General features: G+C 44.7%; 12 protein-coding genes, 1 pseudogene and 1 riboswitch. Of the genes and pseudogenes, 10 read left to right on the top strand and 3 right to left on the bottom strand.

The genetic code is table 11. From position 1 onward, the window contains the following. Nucleotides 1–65: 65 nt before the first annotated feature. Complete coding sequence (locus ACTHTA_RS00455) at nt 66–866, bottom strand: PP2C family protein-serine/threonine phosphatase (protein WP_308887194.1); 801 nt, start codon at nt 864–866, stop codon at nt 66–68. 231 nt (nt 867–1,097) lie between these two features. On the opposite strand from ACTHTA_RS00455, the gene ACTHTA_RS00450 reads away from it, so the two are divergent. Both ACTHTA_RS00450 and ACTHTA_RS00445 read left to right on the top strand, forming a co-directional pair. Further along, complete coding sequence (locus ACTHTA_RS00450; protein WP_070646658.1) at nt 1,098–1,382, top strand: PepSY domain-containing protein; 285 nt, start codon at nt 1,098–1,100, stop codon at nt 1,380–1,382. Nucleotides 1,383–1,547: 165 nt separating this feature from the next. After that, nucleotides 1,548–3,391 (top strand): annotated as a pseudogene (locus tag ACTHTA_RS00445) (Pycsar system effector family protein). A gap of 128 nt (nt 3,392–3,519) precedes the next feature. Here ACTHTA_RS00445 and ACTHTA_RS00440 read toward each other — a convergent pair. Continuing rightward, on the bottom strand, nt 3,520–4,119 hold the full coding sequence (locus ACTHTA_RS00440) for a CDP-alcohol phosphatidyltransferase family protein (protein ID WP_308887195.1): 600 nt from the start codon (nt 4,117–4,119) through the stop codon (nt 3,520–3,522). Between the two features lie 71 nt (nt 4,120–4,190). Then, nucleotides 4,191–4,236, top strand: a riboswitch (PreQ1 riboswitch). 3 nt (nt 4,237–4,239) lie between these two features. Here ACTHTA_RS00440 and queC point away from each other — a divergent pair. Beyond that, nucleotides 4,240–4,899: a 7-cyano-7-deazaguanine synthase QueC gene (gene queC, locus ACTHTA_RS00435; protein ID WP_308887196.1), complete on the top strand. Its 660-nt coding sequence runs from the start codon at nt 4,240–4,242 to the stop codon at nt 4,897–4,899. A 95-nt stretch (nt 4,900–4,994) separates the two neighbouring features. On the opposite strand, the gene ACTHTA_RS00430 is transcribed toward queC, so the two are convergent. Beyond that, entirely contained in the window at nt 4,995–6,056 is a 1,062-nt protein-coding gene (locus ACTHTA_RS00430) for a L,D-transpeptidase (RefSeq protein ID WP_308111536.1), read from the bottom strand. Between the two features lie 140 nt (nt 6,057–6,196). Here ACTHTA_RS00430 and rlmD point away from each other — a divergent pair, with 140 nt between their 5' ends. The 7 genes from rlmD to ACTHTA_RS00395 all read left to right on the top strand — a co-directional run bounded on the left by rlmD (nt 6,197) and on the right by ACTHTA_RS00395 (nt 12,614). Continuing rightward, nucleotides 6,197–7,522, top strand: coding sequence for a 23S rRNA (uracil(1939)-C(5))-methyltransferase RlmD (gene rlmD, locus ACTHTA_RS00425; protein WP_308887197.1), 1,326 nt, complete (start codon nt 6,197–6,199; stop codon nt 7,520–7,522). Between the two features lie 124 nt (nt 7,523–7,646). After that, entirely contained in the window at nt 7,647–9,122 is a 1,476-nt protein-coding gene (locus ACTHTA_RS00420) for a 23S rRNA methyltransferase (RefSeq protein WP_308887198.1), read from the top strand. Nucleotides 9,123–9,145: 23 nt separating this feature from the next. Next, a complete protein-coding gene (locus tag ACTHTA_RS00415) occupies nt 9,146–10,249 on the top strand; it encodes a response regulator transcription factor (RefSeq protein ID WP_003684312.1) in 1,104 nt (367 codons plus the stop codon). Between the two features lie 10 nt (nt 10,250–10,259). Then, on the top strand, nt 10,260–10,796 hold the full coding sequence (locus ACTHTA_RS00410; RefSeq protein WP_003684400.1) for a GTP-binding protein: 537 nt from the start codon (nt 10,260–10,262) through the stop codon (nt 10,794–10,796). Nucleotide 10,797: 1 nt separating this feature from the next. Continuing rightward, nucleotides 10,798–11,439, top strand: coding sequence for a hypothetical protein (locus ACTHTA_RS00405; RefSeq protein ID WP_003679679.1), 642 nt, complete (start codon nt 10,798–10,800; stop codon nt 11,437–11,439). 39 nt (nt 11,440–11,478) lie between these two features. Continuing rightward, on the top strand, nt 11,479–11,838 hold the full coding sequence (locus ACTHTA_RS00400) for a roadblock/LC7 domain-containing protein (protein ID WP_003684442.1): 360 nt from the start codon (nt 11,479–11,481) through the stop codon (nt 11,836–11,838). Between the two features lie 83 nt (nt 11,839–11,921). Next, a complete protein-coding gene (locus ACTHTA_RS00395; protein ID WP_308887199.1) occupies nt 11,922–12,614 on the top strand; it encodes an IS1595-like element ISNesp1 family transposase in 693 nt (230 codons plus the stop codon). Nucleotides 12,615–12,633 lie beyond the last annotated feature (19 nt).

Below are 12,633 nucleotides of genomic sequence, written 5' to 3'. Positions count from 1 at the left end.
TATCATGACATATCGGACGAATGCAATGATGGAGAGAAATGGTAAAAGATGGTTTCAAATTTCACTTAAAACGGATGACAGTGATTGTTAAAAGGTTGGATAGAAGGTGTTTGGATAATCTTACAAACTACTACCGACATATCATCATAAACTCTTTGTTTCGCAATTAATTTACGAAACACAGTCAGACGGGACTTATCGTTATCATATTGTTGCCAAATTTTTTCTCTTATTTCTTCTGAAAGAGCATCACTTAGGCCGTCTGAACAAAGCAGCAGGCTTTCTCCTGCTTTAAGCGTAAGTTCGATATGACACATTTTGTCTTGGAATTCGGAATAATCTGCTGCTAGATAAGAAGAAACGCCGCCATATATGGTGGCGAACTCTTCTTCTTTTTTATCCGACAAACCATCCAGCAATTCGGAGAGTATCGAGTGATCTTGGGTCAGTTGCTTCCATGTTCCTTGTGTATCAATCAAATAGGCGCGGCTGTCGCCTACGCTGATGATTTTGGTTTTGCCGGTGGTTTGGTCGATTTCTGCGGCAACAAAAGTGGTTGATGAACCAAAATAATCCTCTGCCAATTCTGCGGATAAAACGGTTTGTACATGATTGATGGTTTGACGGCTGAGTCTGGCTGTACGGCTTAATAGGTGCATGGCTGATTTGCTGGCTTTTCCGGGATGATTGCTATTGGAAATGCCGTCGGCTATCCCGATGATAAAGCGTGGACGGGTTTCAAGGCGTGTTTCAGCGGTTTTGAGTTTATATTGAAACACTTGTTCGCCGTTAAAAAGGGCATCTTGGTTGTGTTGTTTGTTGCTGCCGATTTGTTGGCAAAAAGTAATTTCGCAAAATTTGTTCATGATTTGTCCATTTGTTGGGTGAATATTCGCTGCAGGCTTTTCATCGCTTCTAACCTTCAGGATTTACACTTGGGCAATACGTTTGAAATTTGATGACTAAGGATCAAGGCCGTCTGAACAGTTTTCAGACGGCCTTTACTGCGTTTAACCAAGCACTAATTAACTGCTAATTTTGTCATGTTTTAATACATCCATCGAAACCCGAATACACATTTTAAAAGGAAATCAAACATGAAAAAATTCTTATTGACTACTATCGTTGCTTTGTCTGCTGCTACTGCCGGTGCCAGCGATTACATCGAACACAAAATCTACAGCGACAAAAACTTCGAGCAAAACCGTGCTAAAGCCGTAAGAATGTTGGAACAACGTGGCTATCAAGTTCACGATGTTGATGCCGATAGCCGTCGAGGTCAGCCTGTGTTGGAGGTTGAGGCTTTTAAAAATGGCCGTGAGTACGACATTGTTTTGTCGTATCCTGATTTGCAAATTATCAAAGAACGCATCGATTATTAATATTTCGATATAAAGTAGATTGTCGCAGGGCTTTTGGTCCTGCGACAGTTTGCTATTTAGGCATTTAAAGAATGTAAACAGCATGTAAATTACCTGAAATAAATGAACTAAATATGTTTTTTATTTTCCATGTAGTTCAAAGTGTTTGATGTTGGGAGTCATAATATGAGTTTGAATGATTGGAAGGAAGATGGTCAGCCGAAGCAGATAGGCGACCAAGAACAACCTTTAAACGACGGCGCAGCTGCCGAATCCCAACAGGATGTTGAGTTTTGGGATCACAAGCAAAACGGTGTGGTTGAAAACGAAGTTGAGGTTGTGGCTGGAGCAGTAGAAGGTCAGGAAGTGGTTGAACATCCTGAGATGCCGTCTGAAAAAAGTGAGAAGAAAGCCAAACGCAAAAAAGACAAGGCGAAGAAGAAAAAAATAAAGCCGAGGATTTGAATGCGTCTGATCTGTTGGGTACGAATAAGGGCGTGGAAACCATGTTCCGCAACGCCGTACGCTCGGAGATGGAATTGTTGGCGCTAGCGGCAACCAAAGCGAACATTATGATTTCGCTGAATGGTTTTATTGTTTCTGCGCTGATGATTTCGGGCGCGTTTATTTTTTCATCGTCGCCCGAATTTTTGATTCCGGCCAGTACGTTTATGATTACTGCCGCCGCGTCTATCGTGTTTGCATTGCTTTCTGCTTCGCCGGAACGTATCGGCAAAATGCAGGCAGCGCGTACATGGTTTAAGGATTTTATCCGCGGCCGTTCGAAACTGCGGGATTTGAAAACCCGCCTCAGCAGTACCGAAACACGCTTTTTTGGCGGCAGCCAACCCAATATTTTGATTTATGAAGACCGTGTAAAACTGCAAAAAGATCAATATTGGGAAATGATGCAGGAGATTATGGGCGACCGTAAACAAATCTATCAAAAGATGAGCGATCATCTTTATTGGCTTGGTTTGTTGGCGGATAAACAGTTTAAATACATTAATTTATCTTACGCGGTATTCCGCTGGGGCTTGCTGGCTTCGTTGGCGGCATTTATCGGCGTGAAAACATTGCCGTCATTGCTGACGCCTCCGGCCAACAATGCGGCAGAGCTGCGTTCGCTGGGTATCAATATGTTTAACGGAGTATTTGAGCCTTCCGCCGTACAACAGCTTCCGGATGGGAATTTGTTGATTGCGGAAGACGAACCCAACCATGCGTTCAGTATTGTCAGCATTGATAAAACCGGTAGGTTTGTGGAAGACGAGGCATTGGATACACGCGTGATTACCGGTTTCAAACGCCGTCTCAGCGACTTGGAGGCTTTGGCGCGTGACGATGAAGGCTTTATCTACGCGCTGACTTCACACTCGCGCACCCGTAAAGGCAATCGCTCGCCTGACCGCGAACACCTGATGCGTTTTAAAATCCAAGACGGCAATGTGTTGGGGCTGACCAGCTACGACAATCTGACGCAGGTTTTGGAAACCGATCACAAGCTGCATGATTTGATTCGCGAGCGAACTAAGGCTGAGGTTTCTTTTGAAGAAATCAATATTGAGGGCATGGCGTTTGATCCGGTGAAAAAACGTCTCGTTTTGGGATTCCGTGATCCTGAGTTCAACAACATGGCTTTAGTTGCGTTTATCAGCAATCCGAAAGATGTGTTTGAGCGCAATGCCAAGCCTGAGTTTGATGAAGTGGCCGTGATTGATATTGATGGCGGCGGTATCCGTTCCCTCAACTATGATCCTGTGTTGAAAACATACGTAATTGCCAATGAAGTGAAGGATGAGAATGGACAAAAATTCTCACAACTGTGGACTTGGAGCGGTAATCCGACCGATGAACCGCAAAAAATCTCTCTGCCTAATCTGCAACACATCACCAACGTTGAAGCCGTCGATTCGATTACCGTTAACGGCAAGCCTCAAATGATTCTGATGGGCGATGAAGGCAATGCTTCACAGAAAATTACTGCCAAGTATATGTTGGTAGATTACAGTCAGCTGGGTAAACAGTAAGTTATCTTGGCTACTGGATAAAAGGCCATCTGAAACCATAAACTTTATGGTTTCAGACGGCCTTTTTGTTTTCAGTAAAACAGGTTGATGGGTTGAAACAGTGATTAACCCAGGAACGCGGACAGGTTTCAGACGGCCTTCAAGCCATTGATGACACGTTTGTAGCAGGTATAAAACAATGCCGCGCAGGCCAGCCACATAAGGATATAGAAAAGCGAATGGAAGCTGCCGGCGATTGCATACCATACGGCCAATGCGCCTATAAAGAATGCGCGGTCGCTTTTGCCGAATGGCCCATCATAACGACGGCCGTTGCCATGGACTTGTCCCAAAACGCCGCAAAACTCGGTCATTGCCGCCAGCCAAATAAACAGGGCGATTTGCACGCCGCCGAAGGGAACGATAAAGGCAAAAGGCAGATACAAAGCGGCATCGGCGGCAATATCGGTGATTTCATTCAAATAACCGCCTAATGCCGATTGCTGGCCGAACTCCCGTGCCAGCATGCCGTCCATTGCATTCAGCGCCATGCGGACAAACAACCAAATCGGCAAAAGCCAGAATAATGTGGATACACCTGCAAACAATGCTAAAAGCAAACCAATCAAAATAGAAACGGCGCAGGCAAACAGAGTAACCTGATTGGCAGTAATGCCTTTTTGATAAAGTCGCTTAACAATGGGGCACAAAAGGTTTTGGAATTTTGGTTTCAGGGCGTAGATGCTCATAATTATGCTATATAAAAGAAAATGAAGTGCCGTGATTATAGATGAAATCCGTTATAATCCGTCAATCTTCGAATCACGCGGTTCGCAAACCTCCCGCGTTAACAAAACTAGGAATTTACTATGGAAAAACAGCAGGCCCTCGTTATTTTTTCGGGTGGGCAGGATTCAACAACCTGCCTGATTCAGGCAATTCAAACATATGGATGTGAAAATGTGCAGGCCATCACTTTTCAATATGGACAACGCCACGCCATCGAATTAGAGCGCGCGCGTTGGATTGCCCAAGATTTGGGCGTAAAGCAGACAGTACTCGATTTGAGCTTGATGCAACAGATTACACACAATGCCTTGATGGATGATACGGCATCCATTGAAACAGCTTCAGACGGCTTGCCCAATACATTTGTAGATGGACGCAATGCTTTGTTTTTGCTTTACGCCGCTATTTACGCCAAAGGGCAGGGAATACGCCATATCATTGCTGGCGTGTGCGAAACCGATTTTTCGGGTTATCCCGACTGTCGCGATGTGTTCGTCAAGTCGATGAATGTCACGCTGAATCTGGCCATGGATTACGCTTTTCAAATTCACACGCCCTTGATGTATTTAACCAAAGCGCAAACATGGGCGCTGGCGGATGAAATGGGTGTGTTGGATTATATTCGCGAGCATACGCATACCTGTTATAACGGCGTGGTCGGTGGTTGCCATGAATGCCCAAGCTGTATTTTGCGCGAGCGCGGCTTGTCAGAATATTTGGAAAGTAAAAAGGCCGTCTGAATTAAGAGGGGCATCTATTTCCAATATCCAGTTGTACGAAAAGGCCGTCTGAAAAATTCATTTCAGACGGCCTTTGGCTATGTATTTTGTTCTGCTTAGAACAGCAAATCTGCCGGTTCGCTGCTTGCCGGAGCATCTTTCACTGGAGAAGAGGCTGGGGCAGTAGCCGGTTCGGAGGCGGCTTTAGGTGCAGAGGCAGGAGCATCGGCTGGAGTGGTTACCGGTTTGGCCGCAGGTTTTGCCGGTTTCACCGGAGTCGGACGAACGCTTTGTTTCGGTTCGGATGCTGCCTTGTTTGTATCGTCGGTAGCATCAACTTCGATTTCAGTACCTTGAGGCAATACCACATCTTTAGCAGGAGCCGGTTTCGGCATGACTTTAGGTTTGCTGTAAGCATCCGTGCCGCTGGTCCATGCCAAAGACTTCAAAGGCGATTTGAGTTTCACACCTTTGGCGCAGGTCAGACAGTTTGCTGCGCCGGTGCGTCCTTTCAGGATTGCATCCACACGTGCGGCAGGAATGGTTTTGCCGTGCGCTTTTGCCCAGGCGGCAATGCTTTTTTTCAGGGCAGCCGTATCAAGGTTTTTCTTGTCGTATGGGTCACGATAGGCAGCCAGCCACAAGTTTTGGTTGGCATCTTCGTTCAGGCTTGCCATTTGGTAGATAACGGAGGCAGGAGAACCTGTTGCAATGGTTTTGGCGAATTCCAATGCGTCAGGCGATTTCATGCGCACGCAACCATGGCTGCGGACGCCGGGTACGCTGGCAGGGGCATTGGTGCCGTGAATGCCAAGGCTTAATTTAGGGTCGCCAAGACGGACAAATACGGGGCCCAGCGGATTATTTGGACCAGCCGGTACGCTTTTTACGCCGTCATTGCGTTCTTTTTGAATGGATTTAGGGATATGCCAAACTGGGTTGTAGGCTTTTGCGCCGATTTTATGTTCGCCCAGATTGGTTTGGGTCATGGCTTTGCCGACGGCAACAGGATAAATTTTGCTCAGTTTGCCGTTGTCGTAGAGGAACAAACGCTGTTGCGTAATATTGATAACGACGTGTTGTCCGGAAGAGGCGGGGGAGACGTCTGGAATAAGCGTGTTTGCAGCAGCGGCTGAAGTTAAAAGGGCGGCTGTCAGGCCGAATAGTATTTTTTTCATGTCGTCTTTTTTTTGTAGGGTTTGAAATGAAAGTTTTTGGCGCATGATACCTGAAACTCTGTGTTTTTGTGAGAAAATATGCGCTTTCGGTATTGGAAGACAGTTAAATGGTCGGGGAGCGGCTGAGTGACGGAAACGGTATGGGTGTGAAAGAACAGTATCAAGAAACGGAAGTTTTTTCTTTGGATTATGAGGGCAGGGGTGTTGCCAGAGTTGATGGGAAGGCCGTATTTATCGGCGGTGCGCTGCCTGGAGAGCGTGTAACGTTTGTCATACATAAAGAGAAAAAGCAGTTTGCCGAGGCTCAAGTTGAAAAGGTTTTGAAGGCTTCTTCCGAACGTGTCGAGCCCGCATGTTGCTATTTTGATACATGTGGTGGCTGTTCGCTTCAACATGTTTCTTTCGGAGCGCAAGTTGCATTAAAGCAACGGATTTTGGAAGAACAGTTGGAACGGATAGGTAAGGTCAAGCCGGAGATAATTTTACCTCCCTTATATGGTTACTCCTGGTATTATCGCGATAGAGCACGTTTAAGTGTTTCGGTGGATAAGCAAGGCCGTCTGAAACTCGGTTTTCAGGCCAAAAAAAGCCATGATGTCGTCAATATCCGCCATTGCCATATTTTGCCTAAGCATGTGTCCGATAGATTGCCTGATGTCCGCAATTTGCTGCAAAAGCTGCATGATGACGGTGTAAAAGTGAAATTTGTTGAGTTTTATTACGGGAAAAATGTGACGGTACTCAACATTCGTTTCGTAAATCAACCGTTTGAACAAATATTAAGCGAATTGTGTAATTGGTTTGATAAGATATTGTCGGGTGCTGAAAAGGCATGGCAAATATGGTTGCAGGATCATGCCGAGTCCTTGCCGTTTTACCCTGAGAACGCGCCTCCCCTGAACTATACTTTTGCTCAATTTGATGTGGAAATGCCTTATAAGCCTGGTGATTTTACGCAGATTAATGCGCAGCTAAACGAAGTGATGGTGGCAAGGGCTGTCAGACTTTTAAACCCTCAAAAAGGGGAGCGGATTGCCGATCTGTTTTGCGGTTTGGGCAATTTCAGTTTGCCACTGGCAAAAAGTGGCGCATCGGTTGTCGGTATTGAAGGTGCCGATTATCTGGTAGATAGGGCAAGGGAAAATACTCGTCTGAATCGTTGTGCCGAGAATATGACGTTTTCTGTTGCAGACTTATTCGATACCGATGAAAAGACTGTTGAGTCGTGGGGACGATTTGACAAGATGTTGCTGGATCCGCCGAGAAACGGGGCTTATGCTGTTGTCAAATCGCTACACAAGCCGTTTTTGCCTCAGAAGATAGTGTATGTTTCGTGTAATCCATCAACATTTGCACGAGATGCCGGTGTCTTGGTTGATAAGGGCTATAAGTTTAAGGCGGCAGGAATCATGAATATGTTTGCGCAAACCTCGCATGTTGAATCCATCGGTGTGTTTGAGTTGTAAATTGGTATCAAGTCCTTTATGTGAGTAGGGTTTTTAATGTAAAAATGAGTGCATTCATGTTATCATCATTCGTTTGGGGAATTAATAACGTTGAAGTTGCGTGTAAAGCAACAGATGTTAATAAATGCAGTTTGCAGCACAAGACCGGGAGGTGTTCTTGAACTATCAACTTTTAACTATTTTTTTGCTGGTGCTTTTTTTGCTGGTGTTGGTTTTTGTTCGTCATAAACAAAGTAACAATTCAGACAAACAAAGCGCACATGCATCAAAAAGCGGCCGTACGTCTGCTGCTCATACAGCCTCCTCTGATGATGGAAACGACTGGATTGAGAAAGTCAACCAGACAGTTTCCAATGCGGATAATCAAGACTGGGAATGGGGTGGAAGCGGCTCAAACGATGCAACAGCTTCTGTTTCCGCACAAGAAGTCGATCCGTTGACCGAATATCAGGTTTATAAACAGTTCGGCTATGAGAGCAAAGCAGCGGAGTCTTTGGCCGGTTATCTCAATACTTTGGAAGACGGTGCTCCGGAAAAGCTGGTTCATGAATTAATCGGTTTGAATCTGCGTGTCGGCAATATCGACATGCTGGCGGATACGCTTGAGCGTCATAGTGCCTCCCTTTCTGAAGACAGCGTAGCCGAATACCTGAAAGCCGGTCTGGCTTTGGATTCTACTAACCTGCGCCTGCGTGTTTTTGCCGAGCATCATCTTAGTTGGAATATGCAGGAAGTGGACCGTCAAATTGGCGAACAAAGCGGTTTGGAAGTTGCTTCCGACGAGCATATTGCCTTTGAGAACGACTCGGTTGAGCGCATTGTCGTTCCAGGCATGGGCAAACGTGCGCCTATCGTATTAGGCAAGAAAGATTTTGGCGAAATCAGCCCTGAAGAGATGGGCGCGGTTATTGGTTTTGCCAAACCGGAGCGTAGTGCAAAAATCTTGAAAGACAAGATTAGCTACGAGACTGCTTTGCATCAATACAACAAAGCAATCCAAACTTCTGCGAAGCCCGCTGGTCTCATTATCGATGCCTTGCGTCTGGATTATCAGAATGAAGAAGTAGGGCAGTTTGCCAAGCATCTGTGGAAGCTTTACCACTCTTTGGGTCAATATGGCCGTCAAGTAAAAGAACGTATGCTTGGTTGGGGTTATAACCTTGGTTATCACGAAATTTTTGATGATTTGGAAAAAGGGCCGTCTGAACAGCAAATTAAAGAGATTGGCTTGAAACGCGGTTACATTCAGCCAAGTTCTTTGCAGATGAAAGCCAAATATCGTGAGTTGGTTCAAAAAGACTCTTCAGTTATCAGCGCCAGCTCTTCACCAGCTGATGAGGCTCTGAAAGAAGTGGAATCTTTGTTGGCTTATGGTCAATTGGATTTGGCCATCGGTACTTTGGAACAGGCTGTTTTGCAGTATCCTCAAGAATCGCAGTTGTACATTATCTTGTTTGATTTGTACGAACGCGTTGAAGATTGGGGACGTTTAGAACAATTTCTGCGCTTGTTGCGTGAGCGTGTTGTCAGCCTGCCTGAAGAGGTTGTCTTGGCAATGAGCCGTCTCTTGCAACGAATGAACCAATATTCAAAAAAATAAGATAATCGTAGAAAGTACGAGTGATGAATAATCATTTACCAAAAATTAAAACCATACGGGTTATGTTACAGGAGATGGGCGAGCAACAGCAGGCGGTATTCCGTATGGCATTTAAAATGCACAATACGACGAATTACGTCATCGTTTCCCCTGACTCTGATGAAAAACCGGATTTGGTATTGGTTGATACCGATACTCCGGCAGGTTTAGAAGCTTGGAAAGAGTCGAAGAAAACTTATCCGGAAGTACCTGTGGCTATGTTTTCTTCCGAGTTGCCGACAGTAACGACTCCTTATTTGGCTAAGCCGGTCAAATTCGATACCTTGTTTCCTGTTTTGCGCAGCCTGGCTCAAGGCGGCAATGTTTTTGAGCCGTCTGAACAACAAGCGGCTGAAGAGAATAAAAGACAATCAAATTCAGATGGCACAAGAAAAGCAACCATTCGCCGATTTAATCCAAATAAAGGCTTGTTGGGCGCGCTAAAATTTGCCAGTCAAGGACACCAAGATATTGCTGTCTTGCATGAAGGCAAGCCGATATTAATCGTGTTTCCTAGCATCCAGCGAGTACTGTTGACAGTCAGTGCCAACGAGTTGGAGAAATTGTGTAAGAACGATAACTTGGCTGTCGTGTGTAAGGCTGTTCCTGATAATCCTCAATGGAAAGAAAAAGCCAAAGTTACCATTATGTCATGCTTGTGGCAAATGGCTATTTGGACTGCATCAGGCCGTCTGATTTATCCGATGACGCCGCAAACTGTCTTTACACTCAAGCGGTGGCCAAACTTAACCCGTTTGGCACATGTTCCAGAATCTATGCGTTTGTCGGCATTTCTGACGAAAACGTCTGTTAATCTGAACATCCTCTATAAAGTCATGCCTTTAGAAATGCCTGATATTTTGAACTATTTATCGGCAACATATATGACAGGCTTTTTGGCGACAGATACAGAGTTTGCAACTGATGCGAACAATACGCCTTCATTGAACGAACAGATTGATGTGAATAGCAAAGACGTACCTGAAACAGCAATGAGCAAAGAGGCTCAAAAAATTGCCGGTCCGTCGAAAGAACAACCTCGCGGCCTGTTGCAACGCCTGATGCGTAAGTTGCTGGGTAAATCGTAAAGGACACGTCATGAAAGAAAATAAAATTATCTTTACCGGTCCTGTTGGCGTAGGTAAAACCACTGCAATTTCAGCTTTATCTGATGAACCTCCGGTTCAAACCGATGCATCCGCATCCGATATTACACTTGTCCGTAAGGGGTACACGACTGTGGCGATGGACTACGGTGTCATTCATTTGGATGAGGAAACTAAGGTTCACCTGTATGGTACACCTGGTCAGGAGCGTTTTAATTTCATGTGGGAAATTCTGAGCCAAGGCAGTATGGGCTTGGTGCTTCTTTTGGATAATACAAGAAGCAATCCATTGAAAGACTTGCAATTCTTCTTGGATGCATTCCGGGAGTTGCTGAAAAAAGCGCCTCTGGTTGTAGGGGTGACGAAGATGGATATCCGATCCTTACCAAGCGTGGATGTTTATCAAAAATATTTAGCACAGAATAATTTTAATGTACCGGTTTTTGAGATTGATGCGCGTCGAAAAGACGATGTAAGACAATTGGTTACTGCCATGTTGTTCTCAATTGACCCCGGATTAGAGGTATAAGATGGAAGCGACACTCTCTTTACAAGCAAATTTATATCCTAAGATTACACCGGCGGGTGCGTATTATGCTGTTTCAAGTGATACGCCCAGTGCCAGCAGAACTTTATTGTATGGTCTGTTGCGTGCAGAGCCGTCTGAAACCATCAGCAGCGAAAAAATCTTGGCGTGGGCGGATACCAGCGACATCAATACCGCTTTGAATCTGCTGTACCGTCTCCAACGCTTGGAATTCTTGTATGGTGATGAGGAAATCAGCACAGACGATATCCATTTGACTGACGAGCAATTGCCTACATTGTTGGAACAGTTGTCTAATTCTGGCAAAGCTTTATTGGCTGATGAAAACGGTTTGTATTTTGCCAATGCCAATTTCCATCACGAGGCTGCGGAAGAGTTGGGCCTTTTGGCGAGCGAAGTGGCCAAAATGGAAGACAATCACCGTCTTTTGATTCGCAATAACCTGCATATCAATAATAGCGCATGGGGTATTTGTGATCCTTCAGGCCAAAGTGAATTGACCTTTTTCCCTCTGTATATTGGCATGACCAAGCTGATTTTGGTAATTGGCGGAATGCCTGACTTAAATAAAGAGGCTTTTGTTACTTTGGTTAAAGTGCTGTACCACCGATACGGCAGCCGTTGATTTTTGCCTGACCGATATTTATTTTAGAATGGAGCGACTATGCAACAACTATTAATCTCTGTATTAAGCGATTTGAACAATACCTCTGCTGATATCACTGCTTCTGCAGTTATTTCTACAGACGGCCTGCCGATCGCAACCATGCTGCCTTCCCACCTGAATGCAGACCGTGTAGGCGCGATGTCGGCAACGCTTTTGGCATTGGGCAATCGTTCCGTGCGTGAGTTGGCTTGCGGTGAGTTGGATCAGGTAATGGTTAAAGGTAAAAACGGCTATATTCTGTTGAGTCAAGCAGGTGAAAAAGCAGTGTTGGCATTGATGGCAAAAGAAAGCGGTAAATTGGGCTTGATTTTGTTAGATGCGAAACGTGCAGCCAAACAAATTGCTGAAATCTTATAAAAGTTTTATAAATTAAAAAGATATAAAAATAGGGGCTGTACTAGATAACTAGGGAAATCTAATTTCAGGTTAGAATAATCCCTATGAGAAGAAGCCGTTTAAGTCAGTACAAACAAAACAAACTGATTGAGCTGTTTATTGCAGGTGTTACCGCACGCACAGCAGCGCAATTAGTCAGTGTTAATAAAAACACATCAGCCTATTACTTTCATCGTTTACGTGTACTAATTTTTCATAACAGCCCGCATCTGGAAATGTTTGATGGCGAAGTAGAAGTTGATGAAAGCTATTTTGGCGGGCAGCGCAAAGGCAAACGCGGTCGCGGTGCAGCCAGCAAAGTGGTTGTATTCGGGCTTCTGAAGCGCAACGGCAAGGTTTACACCGTTGCTGTGCCCAATACACAAACTGCCACTTTATTGCCGATAATACGTGAGCAAGTAAAGCCTGACAGTATTGTTTATACTGATTGTTACAAAAGCTATGACGTACTTGATGTGAGTGAGTTTAGCCACTTTCGCATTAATCACAGCACACATTTTGCTGATCGACAAAATCACATCAACGGAATTGAGAACTTTTGGAATCAGGCAAAACGCCACTTACGTAAGTTTAACGGCATTCCCAAAGATCATTTTGAGCTGTATTTGAAGGAATGTGAATGGCGTTTTAACCATGGTGAAATAAAAGTTCAAATTTCTATTTTAAAACAATTAGTAAAGCAGAATTTATTCTGGTTATCTAGTACAGCCCCTAAAAATATTTTTGTTTTTATATAGATTGTTGCTTGACAGATTT

The sequence above is a fragment of the Neisseria sp. P0013.S005 genome (assembly GCF_051958425.1).
In the GTDB taxonomy this organism is placed as follows: domain Bacteria; phylum Pseudomonadota; class Gammaproteobacteria; order Burkholderiales; family Neisseriaceae; genus Neisseria; species Neisseria subflava.
Note: the sequence above shows the minus strand (reverse complement) of the source record. Positions and strands in the feature narration are given on the sequence as shown.